This window comes from Rhodococcus sp. 14C212, assembly GCF_011058195.1.
Taxonomy (GTDB): Bacteria; Actinomycetota; Actinomycetes; order Mycobacteriales; family Mycobacteriaceae; genus Rhodococcus; species Rhodococcus aetherivorans.
The window spans coordinates 1-15,536 of record NZ_JAALEH010000114.1; the positions used below are offsets into that span (position 1 = coordinate 1).

Genomic DNA, 15,536 nt, shown 5'->3' on the forward strand with positions numbered 1-15,536 from the left:
GTGCTGGGTGTGGTCGCGTTCGACGAATTCGCCGGACGCGGCGCCGGGGGCGGCGAGGTTCATGAGGCGGTACTCCTGGGGACTGTCGCACTGCGACGGACTGGATGTGATCCACGCTATGGGTGAACAGGGGTGATGTAAATTGACGCTTTCGGCGAAATTGCATAACTTGTGGTGATGGAACGCCCTTTCGTGCCCCCCGTCGACCGGGCGTCACGACTCCTGGATCGCATCCGGTTGCGCCACCTGACGTGCTTCGTCGCCGTCGCGCAGGAGGGCAACCTCGGCCGGGCCGCCGTCCGGCTGCACCTGAGCCAGCCGGCGGTCACCAAGACCCTCAACGAACTCGAATCCCTCGCCGGCCTGCGCCTGGTGGACCGCGGGCGGCACGGCGCCCGGCTCACCCCCGCCGGCGAGGAGTTCCTGAGCCACGCCGTCGAGGTCACCGACGCGCTGGGGTCCGCCGCCCGTGCCCTCTCCGGGACCGGGCAGCCGGCCGTCGCCCCCGTACGGGTCGGCGCCCTGCCCACCGTCGCGAGCACCCTGCTGCCCGGTGCGGTCACCCGGCTGCGGGGCCGGCGTCCGCACGTCGGTGTGCAGATCCGCACGGCTCCGAACACCGCCCTCCTGGGCGCGGTGCGCGCCGGCGAACTCGACTTCGTCCTCGGCCGGATGGCCGACCCGGAGACCATGCAAGGGCTCTCGTTCGAACTTCTGTACGCCGAGTCGCTGGCCCTGATCGTGCGCCCGGGGCATCCGCTGGCCGGGGGACCGGTGTCGGTGCCGGCGGTGCTGAACCATCCCCTCGTCGTCGCCACCGCCGGTACGGTGCCGCGGCACCACACCGAGGGCTTCCTCGCCCGGCACGGGCTGCGGCTGCCGTCCGGCAGCGTCGAGACCCTCGACGTCTCTGTCGCGCGCGGGCTGGTGCGCGCCGGTGACGCGGTGTGGCTGACACCCGAGCGGGTGCCCCAGGACGACCTCGACGACGGCACGCTCGTGCGGCTGCCGGTACCGACCCCGGGCACCGCCGAACCCGTAGGATTGCTGCGCCGCAGCAGCGCGGACACCCCCGTCGTCGCCGACGAGCTCATCGGGATCCTGCGCGAGATGGCTGTCGGGTGATCATGGCAGGATCTCCCGCATGGCTGAACAGACTTCCGACACCCCGACGACCGAACTGTGGGTCGAGCGCACCGGAACCCGCCGCTACACGGGCCGCAGCTCCCGAGGTGCCGAGGTCCTGATCGGGTCGGAGACCGTCGAGGGTGTCTTCACCCCCGGCGAGCTGCTGAAGATCGCGCTGGCGGCCTGTTCGGGGATGAGCTCGGACTTCCCGCTGTCGCGCCGGCTCGGCGACACCTACGACGTCACGATCCGTGTCTCCGGCGCCGCGGACCGGGAGAACGAGGTGTACCCCCACCTCGTCGAGGAGATGGCGCTGGACCTGAGCGAGCTCGACGAGGAGGCGCAGGGGCGCCTCGTCGCGCTCGTCGAGCGATCCGTCGACAAGGTGTGCACCGTCGGCCGTACGCTCGAGGCCGGTACCGAGGTGACGCTGAAGATCGTTCCGGACGCGTGAGCGGCGGACGTCGGCAGGGAGGGCGGATGAGTCGTACAGCGGCCGGACTCGCGCTCGCCGTCGGGCTCCTGGCGGGTGGGGCGCCGGCGACGGCCGCGCCCGCCCCGGCGGACTGCGCGCCGTGGCGGGTGGACGTCGTCGCGTCCGGGCTCGGGGTGCTCGAGAATCTCGCGTTCGACGGTCGCGGCCGGCTGCTGGCCTCGGCGTCCACCCCGGCCGGCGGCGGGTCGTTGCTGGCCCTCACGCCCGAGGGGCGCGCCGACGCCGTGGTGGCCGAGGTTCCGGCGCCCGGCGGCATCGTCGTCGACGACGGCACGGCGTACTTCACGACCGGCAACGGCACCGTCTCCGGGCTGCTCGGCCGCACCGACGGCACCCTGGAGGCGGTCGACCTCGACACCGGGACGCGGCGCACCGTCGCGTCGGGCCTGACCATGCCCAACGGTCTCGTCCGCCTGCCCGACGGGGACTTCCTCGTCAGCCGGAACCTGGGCAGCCCCCCGGGCCTGACGCGCGTCCCGGTCGAGGGTGGGGCCCCGGAAACGATCCGCACCGACCTCGGCTCCGTCAACGGCCTCGCGGTCGACGACGAAACCGTTTATGCGGCTACGACTTTCGATCCCACCACCCGGATTCACGCGTTGAACGCCGGCGACCTCGCCGGTCCGGTCCGGACCCTGGACCCGTCCGGGCCCGGGCCCCTCGAGACTGCCGACGATCTCGACGTCGGACCCGACGGGGCGTTGTACGTCCCGCTCAACGTCGCCGGGAAGATCCTGCGGGTCGACCCGGTCACCGGCGCCGGCTGCACGGTCGCCACGGGGGTGCCCTTCGTCTCCGCGGTCGCGTTCGGCGAGGGCGCCGGCTGGGACCCGGACGTCCTCTACACCACCGGCTTCGACGGCGCCGTCCACGCCGTCCGTCCGGTCCGCAGTACGGGGGAGCGGTCGTGACGCAGTCGCCGCCGGACGCCGTCCGGCTCACCGCCTGGGTGCACGGGCGCGTGCAGGGTGTGGGGTTCCGCTGGTGGACGCGGTCGAGAGCCCTCGAGCTCGGCCTCGCCGGTCACGCCACCAACCATCCCGACGGGCGCGTGCTCGTCATCGCCGAGGGCCCCCGCGACGCCCTCGAACGACTCCTCGCCGCGCTGCGCTCGGGCGAGACCCCGGGAGAGGTGCGGCTCGTGGTGGAGAGCTGGGAGCCGACGCGCGGTGACCTGACCGGCTTCGTCGAGCGGTGACGGCCCGCCGGTAAGGTTTTCGCACATGTATTTGAAGGGTCTGACGCTCAAGGGCTTCAAGTCTTTCGCGTCCGCGACGACTCTGCGGTTCGAACCGGGCATCACGTGTGTCGTGGGGCCGAACGGTTCCGGCAAGTCCAACGTCGTCGACGCCCTCACCTGGGTGATGGGGGAGCAGGGCGCCAAGGCGCTGCGCGGCGGCAAGATGCAGGACGTCATCTTCGCCGGCACCGCCGGCCGGCAACCCCTCGGTCGTGCCGAGGTCACCCTCACCATCGACAACTCGGACGGCGCGCTGCCCATCGAATACTCCGAGGTGTCCATCACCCGGCGGATGTTCCGCGACGGCGCCGGCGAATACGAGATCAACGGGAACTCGTGCCGGCTGATGGACGTGCAGGAACTGCTGTCCGACTCCGGCATCGGCCGCGAGATGCACGTCATCGTCGGTCAGGGCCGCCTCTCCGCCATCCTCGAGTCCCGGCCGGAGGACCGCCGCGCGTTCATCGAGGAGGCCGCCGGCGTCCTCAAGCATCGCAAGCGCAAGGAGAAGGCGGTCCGCAAGCTCGACGCGATGCAGGCCAACCTCGCGCGCCTGACCGACCTCACCGCCGAGCTGCGCCGGCAGCTCAAGCCGCTCGGCCGCCAGGCCGAGGTGGCGCGCCGTGCCCAGACCGTCCAGGCCGACCTGCGCGACGCCCGGCTGCGGCTCGCCGCCGACGACCTCGTTGCCCGGCGCTCCGAGTTCGCCGACCAGGACGAGCAGGAACGCGTCCTGCGCGAGCGACTCGACCACGTCTCCGCCGAGCTCGCCGACGCCGACGCCGAACTCGCACGCCACGAGGAGGCGGTCGCGCGGCTCACCCCCGGCGCCGAGGCCGCGTCGCAGACCTGGTTCCGGCTCTCCGCGCTCGCCGAACGCCTCGGCGCCACCGTGCGCATCGCCCAGGAACGTGCCCGCCACCTCGACACCGCCCCGGCGGCCCGCGACGGCCAGGACCCGGACGAGATGGAGGCCCGCGCCGACCGCATCGCCGAAGAGGAGGCCGAACTCGTCGAGGCCGTCGAGGTCGCCCACGGGACCCTCGAGGCGGCGAAGGAACAGCTCGCCGTCCAGGAAGAGGCCGCCGCGGCCGCCGAGCGGGCGCACCTGGCCGCCGTGCGGGCCGTCGCCGACCGGCGGGAGGGACTCGCGCGCCTGGCCGGACAGGTCGACACCGTGCGCACCCGCGCCGAGTCCATCGACGCGGAGGTGGCCCGGCTGACCGTCGCCATCGAAGAGGCCCGGCTGCGCGGTGTCGCCGCCCAGGCCGAGTTCGAGACCGCCCAGGCCCGCATCGACGACCTCGACGCCGGCGAGATCGACGCCGACGCCCAGCACGAACGCGCCCTCGAGGCGCTGCGGCTCGCCGACGCCCGCCTGAAGGAACTGGAGGACGCCGAGCGCGCGGCCGGCAAGGAGGTCGCCTCCCTCGGGGCGCGCATCGAGGCGCTGTCGATGGGCCTCGAACGCAAGGACGGCGCCGCCTGGCTCCTCGAGCACCGCCCCGACCTGGGACTGCCGGGTCCCCTCGCGGAACGCGTCCGGGTCGAGGCCGGCTACGAGGTCGCCGTCGCAGCGGCGATGGGCCCGGCCGCGGACGCGCTGGCCGCGGATTCGGTCCCGGCGGCCGCCGCCGCCGTCGCCGCCCTGGTGGACGCCGACCAGGGCCGGGTCGCGTTCGTCGCCGGGGGCACCACCGCGCCGGCCGAGCCGGCGAGGCTGCCCGACGGGACGCGCTGGGTGCGGGACGTGATCGACTGCCCGGCGGAACTGCGCGGCGGACTCGACGCGCTGCTGGCGCGCACCGTCGTCGTGGACGACCTGCCCTCCGCGATCGAACTGTGCCACGTGCGCCCCGAGCTGCGGGCCGTGACCCGCAGCGGTGATCTCGCCGGCTCGGGCTGGGTCGTCGGCGGATCCGGGCGCGCGCCGAGCACCCTCGAGGTGCAGGCCGCGATCGACGCGTCCCGTGCCGACCTCGACCGCGCCGTGCGGCGCTCCGAGGAACTCTCGGCGGCCCTCGCCGGCGCCCAGGCCGAACAGGCGGCCCGCGCCGAGGTGGCCGAACAGACCCTCGCGGCCCTCAACGAATCCGACGCCGCGATGTCCGCGGTGTACGAGCAGCTCGGCCGGCTCGGGCAGGCCGCGCGCGCCGCCCACGCCGAGTCCGAGCGGCTCGCGGCGCAGCGCACCAACGCCGAGACGGAGCGTGACACGGCCCGCCGCGAGGTCGTCGAACTCGAGGAGCGGCTGCGGCTGGCCGAATTGGAGCAGAGCGACGCGGGCGACGATCCCGGCACGGACTCGACGGCGGTCGACCGGGAGGTCGCCGCCGCAGCCCTCGCCGAGGTCCGGGCCGTCGAGATGGAGGCGAGGCTCGCGGCCCGCACCGCGGAGGAGCGCGCCCAGGCGCTGCGCGGCAAAGCGGACTCGCTGCGCCGCGCAGCCCAGGCCGAGCGCGAGGCGCGGGCCCGGGCCGAACGGGCGCAGCGCGCCCGCAAGGAGGCGGCGGCGGTCGCCGCGGCTGTTGCCGAGTCCGGCGCCCGGGTGGCGTCCCATCTGGACGAGGTGGTCGCCGCGGCCTCCGCCCACCGCGACGAGCTGACCCGTCAGCGCGCCGAGCGCGCCGAACAGCTCGACAAGGTCAAGGAGCGGGTGCGCGACCTCACCGCGCAGCGGGCCCAGCTCACCGACGCGGTGCACCGGGACGAGGTCGCCCGCGCGCAGGCGGCGCTGCGGATCGAGCAGCTCGAGCAGGCCGTCGTCGAGCAGTACGCGATCGCCCCCGACGATCTGGTCGCCGAGTACGGCCCCGACGTGCCGCTGCCGCCGTCCGAACTGGAGATTGCCGAGTTCGAACAGGCGCGGGAACGCGGCGAACAGGTCGTCGCCCCGCAGCCGCAGCCCTACGACCGCGCCACCCAGGAGCGGCGCGCCAAGCGCGCGGAGAAGGACCTGACCACCCTCGGCAAGGTCAACCCGCTGGCGCTCGAGGAGTTCGCCGCGCTCGAGGAGCGGTACAACTTCCTCGCCACGCAACTCGAGGACGTCAAGAACGCCCGCAAGGACCTGCTCGGCGTGGTCGCCGACGTCGACGCTCGCATCCTGCAGGTGTTCACCGAGGCGTACGCGGACGTCGAGCGCGAGTTCGAGCAGGTGTTCGCCAAGCTCTTCCCCGGCGGCGAAGGCCGCCTCGTGCTGACCGATCCGTCGGACATGCTCACCACCGGCATCGAGGTCGAGGCCCGGCCGCCGGGCAAGAAGGTCAAGCGGCTGTCGCTGCTCTCCGGCGGCGAGAAGTCGCTGACGGCGGTGGCCATGCTCGTTGCGATCTTCCGGGCCCGGCCGTCCCCGTTCTACGTCATGGACGAGGTGGAGGCCGCTCTCGACGACACCAACCTGCGCCGGCTCATCGGTCTGTTCGAGCAGCTTCGGGAGAAGTCCCAGCTCATCGTCATCACCCACCAGAAGCCGACGATGGAGATCGCCGACGCCCTGTACGGGGTCAGCATGCGCGGCGACGGCATCACCCGCGTCATCTCGCAGCGGATGCGCGGTCAGGATCTTTCTCGCCCAGAGCTGAGCGCGGCCGTTGCGCCTGACAGTATGGGGGCGTGAGTACCGGAGCCTGGATAGCCATCGCGGCGGCACTTGCCGTCCTCCTCGTCGCGCTCGTCGTCGGCCTGACCCTGTACCGGAGACGGCAGGTGTCGCTGACGGCCGAGCAGACGCCGCAGCTCGGCACCACCGAGCAGAAGGACCGTTCCGGCGGTTACAAGGCCGCGGGCGGATTCAGCTTCACCCAGGGGGCGACCGCGACGGCACCGCCCCAGCCGGTCGAGCGGCCGGCCCCGAGACCGCCGGTGGTCCCGGAGCCGCCGGCGTCCCCCAAGCCGCCCGTCTCTCCGGAATCGACGGTGGTGCCGGAACCGACGGTGGCGCCGGCACCGAAGGTCGTGCCGGAACCGAAGGTCGTGCCGGAACCGAAGGTTGTGCCACTGCCCAAGGAGGTATCGGAGGCTCCGGCGCCGACGGTCGAGCCCCGGGTGGAGCCCGAGCGGGCACCGGAGGCCGGCGCCGCGCCCACCGTGGAACCGGCCCCCAGGGTCGAGCCCGTCCCGGGCGTCGAGCCGGAGACCGCGCCGGCGCCCTCCGAGGTCGTCCCGCCGGTCGAGGAAACCACGCCGGTCGAGGAAACCACGCCGGTCGAGGAGGTTGCGCCGGTCGAGGAAGCTGCGCCGGCACCCGCCGTCGAACCCGAGGTGGCGGCTGTCCCGCTCGTTCCCCCGATCGAGGAGATCGCCCCGACCGAGGGCCGGCTGGACCGTTTGCGTGGCCGTCTCGCCAGGTCGCAGTCGGCGGTGGGCAAGAGCCTGCTCGGTCTGCTCGGCGGCGGCGACCTCGACGAGGACTCGTGGGAGGAGATCGAGGACACCCTGCTGATCGCCGACCTCGGTGCCGCCACCACCACACAGATCGTCGAGCGGCTGCGGGTGCAGATGGCCGCCCGCAGTGTGCGCACCGAGGCCGAGGCCAGGGCCGTCCTGCGGGACGTGCTGGTCGAGGCGCTGCACCCGGAGCTGGACCGGTCGATCAGGGCGCTGCCGCACCAGGATCACCCGGCGGTGCTGCTCGTCGTCGGGGTCAACGGCACCGGTAAGACCACCACCACCGGCAAGCTCGCCCGGGTTCTCGTCGCCGACGGCCGCCGCGTTCTGCTGGGCGCCGCCGATACCTTCCGTGCGGCCGCTGCCGACCAGTTGCAGACGTGGGCCGAGCGGGTCGGCGCCGAGGTCGTGCGCGGCAGGGAGGGCGGCGATCCGGCCGCGATCGCCTTCGACGCCGTCGCCAGGGGCACCGATCAGGGTGTGGATGCCGTGCTCATCGACACCGCCGGCCGGCTGCACACCAAGACCGGTCTGATGGACGAGCTCGGCAAGGTCAAGCGGGTCGTGGAGAAGAAGGCCGCGGTCGACGAGGTGCTGCTCGTGCTCGACGCGACGATCGGGCAGAACGGCCTGATGCAGGCGCGCGTGTTCGCCGAGGTCGTGGACATCACCGGCGTGGTCTTGACCAAGCTCGACGGCACGGCCAAGGGCGGGATCGTCTTCCAGGTCCAGCACGAGCTCGGGGTCCCCGTGAAGCTCGTCGGTCTCGGTGAGGGCGCGGACGACCTCGCGCCGTTCGAGCCGGGCGCATTCGTCGACGCCCTGCTGGGCTGACCCGCCACCGCAGTACCGGCCACCACACCACCGCCACCGGCCACCCGGCTTCAACCGGGTGGCCGGTTCAGGTCACGGAAATATCACAAATCGTCACTCGGTTCCCATCTGCCACTCCGGTTCGGTAGAAACAGGTGCCGGACGGATCCCGCGGGGCGGGTGGCGACGGGGAAGCAGCGACGAGAGGCTCCTGCAGGAGCTCGCCGCGCTGGCCACCCGGCCCCGCCGGGTCCGTCCCGGCTCGGGTCGTGATCCGCCCCCTTCCGGCTCCCCGCGAAACGTCGTGCGACCGACCCGGTTCGGCGGCCGGCGTCGGTGGATGCGCCGCGAAACAGGAACGAAACACATGTCCGATTTGCGTTCACTCCGCTGAAACAGCGCGGCGCTCCCGCCGAAACATCACCACAGCATTCTTCTCTCGACGACGCGCTGACCGGCGCGGCCAACAGGGAGGTTGCAAGTGGAGGAAGTGGTGAACACCGGCGACGCGGCATGGATGCTGATATCGGCGTCCCTGGTGCTGTTGATGACGCCCGGTCTGGCGTTCTTCTACGGCGGCATGTCGCGCACCAAGGCCGTCCTGAACATGATGATGATGTCCTTCGGGGCAATGGCGGTCATCGCGGTGATCTACGTGCTGTGGGGCTGGTCGATGTCCTACGGCACCGAGGACATCGGGGGCATCTTCGCGAACCCGTTCGAGATGTTCGGTCTACAGGGTGCCATCTACGACGACACCGGTGAGTTCCTGCCCGGCCTCGGCGACTACCCGCAGATCATCGACATCGGCTTCCAGGTGACGTTCGCGGTCATCACCACTGCTCTCATCAGCGGTGCCCTCTCCGAACGGGTGAAGTTCGGCACCTGGCTGGCCTTCTCCGGCATCTGGGTCACCCTCGCGTACTTCCCCCTCGCTCACATGGTGTGGGGCGGGGGCCTGCTCTCCGGCTCCGAGGACGGCCTCGCCGCCACGATCTTCGGCACCTCCGACGACGGAGAAGGCGGGCTCGTCGCGACCGTCGCGCCCATCGACTTCGCCGGTGGCACCGTCGTGCACATCAACGCCGGCATCGCCGCGCTCGTCCTGGCGCTGATCATCGGCAAGCGCGCGGGCTTCGGCCGCACCGCCTTCCGTCCGCACAACCTCCCGTTCGTCATGCTCGGTGCCGCCCTGCTGTGGTTCGGCTGGTTCGGCTTCAACGCCGGTTCCGCGTTCGCCGCCGACGGTGTGGCCGGCCTGGCCTGGGTCAACACCACCACCGCCGCGGCCGCGGCGATCCTCGGCTGGCTCCTCACCGAGCGCATCCGCGACGGCAAGGGCACCAGCCTCGGTGCCGCTTCAGGTGCCGTCGCCGGCCTCGTCGCCATCACCCCGGCCGCCGGTGCGCTCAGCCCGGTCGGTTCGATCGTGCTCGGCGCGACCGCCGGCGTCCTGTCCGCCCTGGCAGTCGGCCTGAAATACAAGTTCGGCTACGACGACTCGCTCGACGTCGTCGGCGTGCACCTCGTCGCGGGCCTGTGGGGCACCATCGCGATCGGGTTCCTCGGCACCGAGACGGGTCTGTTCTACGGCGGCGACTACAAGCAGCTCGTGATCCAGATCGTCATCGCAGTCTTCGCCCTGGTCTACACCGGCATCATCACCGCGATCGTCGCCTTCGCGCTCAAGCCGCTCGGCTGGCGGGTGTCGGAGGAGGAAGAGGCACGCGGCATCGACGAGGCCGAGCATGCGGAGTCCGCATACGACTTCGCCGCCGCCCTCAAGTGATAAGAAGACATCAGGGCACTGGAGACTGGGAAGGGATGAGGATATGAAGCTGATCACGGCAATTGTCAAGCCGTTCACCCTCGAGGACGTCAAGGGAGGCCTCGAGCAGGCGGGTGTGCTTGGCATGACCGTCAGCGAGGTGCAGGGATACGGTCGCCAGAAGGGCCACACCGAGGTCTACCGCGGAGCCGAGTACTCCGTCGACTTCGTTCCCAAGGTCCGCGTCGAGGTCGTCGTCGACGACGCCGCCGTCGACAAGGTCGTCGAGACCATCGTCGAGGCCTCCCGCACCGGCAAGATCGGCGACGGCAAGGTGTGGGTCACCCCGGTCGAAACAGTGGTTCGAGTGCGCACCGGTGAACGAGGCGCCGATGCACTCTGACCCGAAGGGGTCCGGAACTCGCGGCCCTGGTCCCGCTGCCTCCGCGGCGGGATCGGGGCCGCCGGTGTCTCCGGGGCCGGCCGGATCCGGCACCGCCGCCACCGACCTCGCCCGGGCCCGTACCCAGCTGCTCGCCGGGGGCACCCGCAACCGCCGGCTCGACGCCCCCGCCCTCCGCCACGCCCTCGTCGATCTCCACGAGTTCTGGCTCGTCACCAAGGGAACCGAACTCGGTATCAAGCCCGACTGCGGCTTCGCCATCGTCGCCGTCGGCGGCCTCGGCCGCCGGGAGATGCTTCCCTACTCCGACCTGGATCTGGTCCTGCTCCACGACGACATGGACCCCGCTGTCGTGTCCCGGGTCGCCGACCGGCTCTGGTATCCGCTGTGGGACGCGCACATCAAGCTCGACCACAGCGTCCGGACCGTCCCGCAGGCCCTGCAGGTCGCCGCGTCCGACCTGACCGCCGCGCTCGGCATGCTCGAAGCCCGGCACATCGCCGGCGACCTCGAGCTGAGCAACCTGCTGATCGGCGGCGTGCGGCGACAGTGGCGCACCGGCATCCGCAGCCGGTTCGACGAGCTCATCGCCCTGACCGAGGCCCGGTGGGAACGCAGCGGACAGATCGCACACCGGGCCGAACCCGACCTCAAGAGCGGCCGCGGCGGGCTGCGGGACGTGCAGCTGCTCAACGCACTGTCCGTCGCGCAGCTCACCGACGGCATGCCCGGGCTCGGGCCCGACGTTCCCGGCGGCGGGCTCGCGGCCGCGCACCGCCGCCTGCTGGACGTGCGCACCGAGCTGCACCGCGTCGCCGGCCGGGCCCGCGACCAGCTGCGCGCCCAGGATGCCGACGAGATAGGCGCCGCCCTGCGCATCGGGGACCGATTCGACCTGGCCCGCGTGCTGACCGAGGCGGCCCGGACCGTGAGCTACTCGGTGGAGGTCGGGGTACGCACGGCAGGAAACTCGCTGCCCCGCAAGGGCCTGTCCCGGCTGCGTCGCGTCCCCGTCCGGCGCCCGCTCGACGAGGGTGTCGTGGAACACGGCGGCGAAGTGACGCTGGCCCGCGACGCGCACCCGCGCAAGGACCCCGGCCTGATCACGCGGGTCGCCGCGGCCGCAGCGCAGCACGACCTGCCGATCTCCGCGTCCACTCTCGGCCGCCTGGCCGACAGCGCCCCGGAACTGCGGGAACCGTGGCCGCGCACCGCGCTGAACGACCTACTCGTGCTGCTCGGCTCGGGCACCCGCGCGATCGACCCGATCGAGGCGCTCGACCGGACGGGACTGTGGGGCCGGCTGCTCCCCGAATGGGGGGCGGTGCGGGATCTGCCCCCGCGCGATGCCGTGCACACCTGGACGGTGGACCGGCACCTGGTGGAGACCGCGGTGTACGCCGGCGGGCTGACCACCCGCGTCGCGCGCCCCGACCTGCTGGTGCTCGGGGCGTTGCTGCACGACATCGGTAAGGGCCGCGGCGGCGACCACAGCGTCGTCGGCGCGGAACTCGCCACCCAGATCGGCCGCCGGATGGGCCTGTGGCCGTCCGACGTCGCCGTGCTGTCCGCGCTGGTCCGCCACCATCTGCTGCTTCCGCACACCGCGACCCGCCGTGATCTCGACGACCCCGCCACGGTGGAATCCGTCGTCGAGGCCATCGGCGGCGACCCGGTGCTGCTCGAGCTGCTGCACGCCCTCGCCGAGGCGGACTCGCTCGCGACGGGCCCGGGGGTGTGGGGTGACTGGAAGGCGGCGCTCATCCGGGAGCTGGTCCGGCGCTGCCGGCTGGTGATGGCGGGGGAGGAGCTGCCGAGACCCGACCCGATCGACCCTCAGCTCGCCGAACAGGCGGAACAGGGCGGCATCCACGTCGAGCTGCAACCCGGCGAGAACCCGCACGCCTACACGGTGACGGTGGTCGCGCCCGACGAGCCGGGCCTGCTGTCCGACGCCGCCGGGGTACTGGCCCTGCACGGCCTGCGGGTGCTGTCCGCCTCGGTGGGCAGCCACGCCGGTAGTGCGGTCAACAGCTTCGCCGTCGCGCCGCTGTTCGGGGCCCCGCCGCCGGCGGGTCTGCTGCGGCAGGAACTCATCCGGGCTCGCGCCGGGGACCTCGACCTGCTCGCCACGCTCGACGCGAAGGAACAGGCCGCGCGGGAGGCGCAGCTGCCCGAACGCCCGGAGCGGGCCGTGCCGGGCACCTACGCGCAGGCGCCGCCGCACCTGATCTGGATCGACGCCCCGGAGCCGGGGCAGGCGATCCTCGAGCTGCGCGCCGAGGACCGGCTGGGCATGCTGTGCCGGCTCGCGGACGCGTTCGAACGGTGCGGCACCGACGTGCGCTGGGCCCGGGTTTCCACCCTCGGCCGCACCGTTGTGGACGCGTTCTGCATCGATGTGGGAGGTTCCGACACCCGGGGGAACCGGGAGCGGGTCGAGCGGGCGGTGCTCGCCGTGGTGCCCGCTCCGGAACCGAAGAAACCCGAGGACACCGGGTGAGCGCGGGGTGGCCGCCCGTGCACGTGCGAGAACTCGTGCCGCGAGCGGCTACCCTGGAGCGCAGAACTGTCCGCATCTTCGCCAGACCCAGGAGCGCATTCGGTGTTCGAATCCCTTTCCGACAGGTTGACCGGAGCCCTCAAGGACCTGCGCGGCAAGGGGCGCCTCTCCGACGCCGACATCGACGCGACCGCCCGGGAGATCCGCCTGGCGCTGCTCGAGGCCGATGTCGCCCTGCCCGTGGTGCGCTCGTTCATCGCCAAGATCAAGGAACGAGCCAAGGGCGCCGAGGTACACGGCGCGCTGAACCCCGCCCAGCAGGTCGTCAAGATCGTCAACGAGGAGCTCGTCGGGATCCTCGGCGGCGAGACCCGGCGGCTGCAGTTCGCCAAGACCCCGCCCACCGTGATCATGCTCGCTGGTCTGCAGGGTTCCGGTAAGACCACCCTCGCCGGCAAGCTCGCCAAATGGCTCAAGGACCAAGGGCACACCCCGCTGCTCGTCGCCTGTGACCTGCAGCGGCCCGGCGCGGTCACCCAGCTGCAGATCGTAGGTGAACGCGCCGGTGCGTCCGTGTTCGCCCCGCACCCCGGCACCTCGATCGGCGGCGGCGAGAACCCGCTCGGCATCACCGCCGCCGACCCGGTGAACGTCGCCCGCGACGGCGTTGCCGAGGCCCGCGCCAAGCACTACGACGTGGTCATCGTCGACACCGCCGGCCGCCTCGGCATCGACGAGGAGCTGATGGCCCAGGCCGTCGGCATCCGCGACGCCGTGCAGCCCGACGAGACGCTGTTCGTGCTCGACGCGATGATCGGCCAGGACGCCGTGAGCACCGCCGAGGCGTTCCGCGCCGGTGTCGGCTTCACCGGCGTGGTGCTCACCAAGCTCGACGGCGACGCCCGCGGCGGTGCCGCGCTCAGCGTCCGCGAGCTGACCGGTCAGCCGATCCTGTTCGCGTCGACCGGCGAGAAGCTCGAGGACTTCGACGTCTTCCACCCGGAGCGCATGGCCAGCCGCATCCTCGGCATGGGCGACGTGCTCACCCTCATCGAGCAGGCCGAGCAGGTCTTCGACGCCGAGCAGGCCGAGGCCACCGCCGCGAAGATCGGCTCCGGTGAGCTCACCCTCGAGGACTTCCTCGAGCAGATGATGGCCGTGCGGAAGATGGGCCCGATCGCGAACCTGCTCGGCATGCTGCCGGGTGCGGGACAGATGAAGGACGCCCTCGCGAACGTCGACGAGAAGCAGCTCGACCGGATCCAGGCGATCATCCGCGGCATGACGCCGGCGGAACGCGCCAACCCGAAGATCATCAACGCCTCCCGGCGGCTACGCATCGCCAACGGCTCCGGCGTCAAGGTCTCCGACGTCAACCAGCTCGTCGACCGGTTCTTCGAAGCCCGCAAGATGATGGCCGCGATGGCCGGGCGCATGGGCATGCCCGGGTCCCGCAAGCCGCAGCGCGCGAAGAAGGGCAAGAAGGGCAAGAAGGGCGGCCGCGGACCGACCCCGCCGAAGATCAAGGGCGGATTCCCCGGCGGCATGCCCGCCGGCATGCCCGGCATGGGCGGGATGCCCGCCGGATTCCCGGACCTGTCGAAGATGCCGAAGGGCCTCGACGAGCTGCCGCCCGGTCTCGAGAACTTCGACCTCTCGCAGCTGAAGTTGCCGAAGAAGTAGTCCGCCGTGGCGTTCACCCTGCGCGGACGGTCCCTGCCGGGCGGCGAACCGATCGAGCTGTGGATCGGCGACGACGGCACGTTCGCCGCCGAGCCGATCCCCGGGGCCGAACTGCTCACCGCCGACGGCTGGATCCTGCCCGGCCTCGTCGACGCCCACTGCCACGTCGGGATCCGCTTCGGCGGCGGCGCGGAGGACGCGGACGGGCTGATCGCGCAGGCCGTCACCGAGCGCGATGCCGGGGTGCTGCTGCTGCGCGACGCGGGATCCCCGGTCGACACCCGGCACCTCGACGAGCGGACCGACCTGCCGCGGATCGTGCGCGCGGGACGCCACATCGCCGCCCCCAAGCGCTACATCCGCGGGCTGCCCGTCGACCTCGAGGACGAATCGCAACTGCCGGACGAGGTGGTTCGCCAGGCCCGCGCGGGCGACGGCTGGGTCAAACTCATCGGCGACTGGATCGACCGCGGCACCGGCGATCTCGCCCCGCTGTGGTCGGACGGGATCCTCGTCGAGGCGATTGCCGCGGCCCACCGCGCGGGCGCGCGCGTGACCGCCCATGTGTTCGGGGAGGACGCGCTGCCCGGCCTGCTCGCCGCCGGCATCGACTGCCTCGAACACGGCACCGGGCTGACCGACGACACCATCGCCACCATGGCCGCGCAGGGCACGGTCCTCGTGCCGACCCTGGTCAACATCGAGAACTTCCCCGAGATCGCCGACTCGGCCACGCGGTTCCCGGTCTATGCGGCGCACATGCGGGACCTGCACGCCCGTGTCGCGGACACCGTCGGCGCCGCGCACGACGCGGGGATCCCCATCTACGCCGGCACCGATGCCGGCGGCTCGGTGCGGCACGGGCGCATCGCCGACGAGGTCGCCGCCCTCGGCAAGGTGGGGCTGACCCCGACCGAGGCGCTCGGCGCCGCCAGCTGGACGGCCCGGACCTGGCTGGGGCATCCGGGCCTCGAGCCGGGCGCCCCCGCCGACCTGACGGTGTACGAGGTGGATCCGCGGACCGGGCCGGACGTGCTGGCCCGGCCGGGTCTGGTGATGCTCCGGGGTGCCGTCGTCACCCGCCGCGCCGCCTTCGCATGACCGCCCCCGAGC

11 protein-coding genes are annotated in these 15,536 nt (G+C 72.3%); all 11 read left to right on the forward strand.

Annotated features, from left to right (window positions below):
- Nucleotides 1-177 precede the first annotated feature (177 nt).
- The 11 genes from G6038_RS27480 to G6038_RS27530 all read left to right on the forward strand — a co-directional run bounded on the left by G6038_RS27480 (nucleotide 178) and on the right by G6038_RS27530 (nucleotide 15,524).
- Nucleotides 178-1,125: a LysR substrate-binding domain-containing protein gene (locus tag G6038_RS27480; RefSeq protein ID WP_165041643.1), complete on the forward strand. Its 948-nt coding sequence runs from the start codon at nucleotides 178-180 to the stop codon at nucleotides 1,123-1,125.
- Between the two features lie 19 nt (nucleotides 1,126-1,144).
- Nucleotides 1,145-1,582, forward strand: a complete 438-nt coding sequence (locus G6038_RS27485) for an OsmC family protein (RefSeq protein WP_165041645.1) — start codon at nucleotides 1,145-1,147, stop codon at nucleotides 1,580-1,582.
- A gap of 26 nt (nucleotides 1,583-1,608) precedes the next feature.
- Nucleotides 1,609-2,535, forward strand: a complete 927-nt coding sequence (locus G6038_RS27490) for an SMP-30/gluconolactonase/LRE family protein (RefSeq protein WP_165041647.1) — start codon at nucleotides 1,609-1,611, stop codon at nucleotides 2,533-2,535.
- Nucleotides 2,532-2,822: an acylphosphatase gene (locus tag G6038_RS27495; RefSeq protein WP_006933673.1), complete on the forward strand. Its 291-nt coding sequence runs from the start codon at nucleotides 2,532-2,534 to the stop codon at nucleotides 2,820-2,822. The genes G6038_RS27490 and G6038_RS27495 overlap by 4 nt, the downstream gene beginning before the upstream one ends.
- 25 nt (nucleotides 2,823-2,847) lie before the next feature.
- On the forward strand, nucleotides 2,848-6,483 hold the full coding sequence (smc, locus tag G6038_RS27500) for a chromosome segregation protein SMC (protein WP_165041649.1): 3,636 nt from the start codon (nucleotides 2,848-2,850) through the stop codon (nucleotides 6,481-6,483).
- Nucleotides 6,480-8,087: a signal recognition particle-docking protein FtsY gene (ftsY, locus tag G6038_RS27505; protein ID WP_165041651.1), complete on the forward strand. Its 1,608-nt coding sequence runs from the start codon at nucleotides 6,480-6,482 to the stop codon at nucleotides 8,085-8,087. Before smc ends, ftsY begins: the two co-directional genes overlap by 4 nt.
- Before the next feature lie 460 nt (nucleotides 8,088-8,547).
- The gene (locus G6038_RS27510; protein ID WP_165041652.1) at nucleotides 8,548-9,855 is read left to right on the forward strand and encodes an ammonium transporter; all 1,308 of its coding nucleotides are present in this window, start codon (nucleotides 8,548-8,550) and stop codon (nucleotides 9,853-9,855) included.
- A gap of 43 nt (nucleotides 9,856-9,898) precedes the next feature.
- Nucleotides 9,899-10,237: a P-II family nitrogen regulator gene (locus G6038_RS27515; protein WP_165041653.1), complete on the forward strand. Its 339-nt coding sequence runs from the start codon at nucleotides 9,899-9,901 to the stop codon at nucleotides 10,235-10,237.
- A complete protein-coding gene (locus G6038_RS27520; RefSeq protein ID WP_165041655.1) occupies nucleotides 10,227-12,740 on the forward strand; it encodes a [protein-PII] uridylyltransferase in 2,514 nt (837 codons plus the stop codon). Before G6038_RS27515 ends, G6038_RS27520 begins: the two co-directional genes overlap by 11 nt.
- 102 nt (nucleotides 12,741-12,842) lie before the next feature.
- On the forward strand, nucleotides 12,843-14,423 hold the full coding sequence (ffh, locus tag G6038_RS27525) for a signal recognition particle protein (protein WP_165041657.1): 1,581 nt from the start codon (nucleotides 12,843-12,845) through the stop codon (nucleotides 14,421-14,423).
- 6 nt (nucleotides 14,424-14,429) lie between these two features.
- A complete protein-coding gene (locus G6038_RS27530) occupies nucleotides 14,430-15,524 on the forward strand; it encodes an amidohydrolase family protein (RefSeq protein WP_165041659.1) in 1,095 nt (364 codons plus the stop codon).
- The last annotated feature ends 12 nt before the right edge of the window (nucleotides 15,525-15,536 follow it).

What these genes read in the sequence shown, in the direction of transcription:
- G6038_RS27480 (WP_165041643.1), top strand. Translation starts at nt 178, where the DNA reads ATGGAACGCCCTTTCGTGCCCCCCGTCGACCGGGCGTCACGACTCCTG.
- G6038_RS27485 (WP_165041645.1), top strand. Translation starts at nt 1,145, where the DNA reads ATGGCTGAACAGACTTCCGACACCCCGACGACCGAACTGTGGGTCGAG.
- G6038_RS27490 (WP_165041647.1), top strand. Translation starts at nt 1,609, where the DNA reads ATGAGTCGTACAGCGGCCGGACTCGCGCTCGCCGTCGGGCTCCTGGCG.
- smc (WP_165041649.1), top strand. Translation starts at nt 2,848, where the DNA reads ATGTATTTGAAGGGTCTGACGCTCAAGGGCTTCAAGTCTTTCGCGTCC.
- G6038_RS27515 (WP_165041653.1), top strand. Translation starts at nt 9,899, where the DNA reads ATGAAGCTGATCACGGCAATTGTCAAGCCGTTCACCCTCGAGGACGTC.
- G6038_RS27520 (WP_165041655.1), top strand. Translation starts at nt 10,227, where the DNA reads ATGCACTCTGACCCGAAGGGGTCCGGAACTCGCGGCCCTGGTCCCGCT.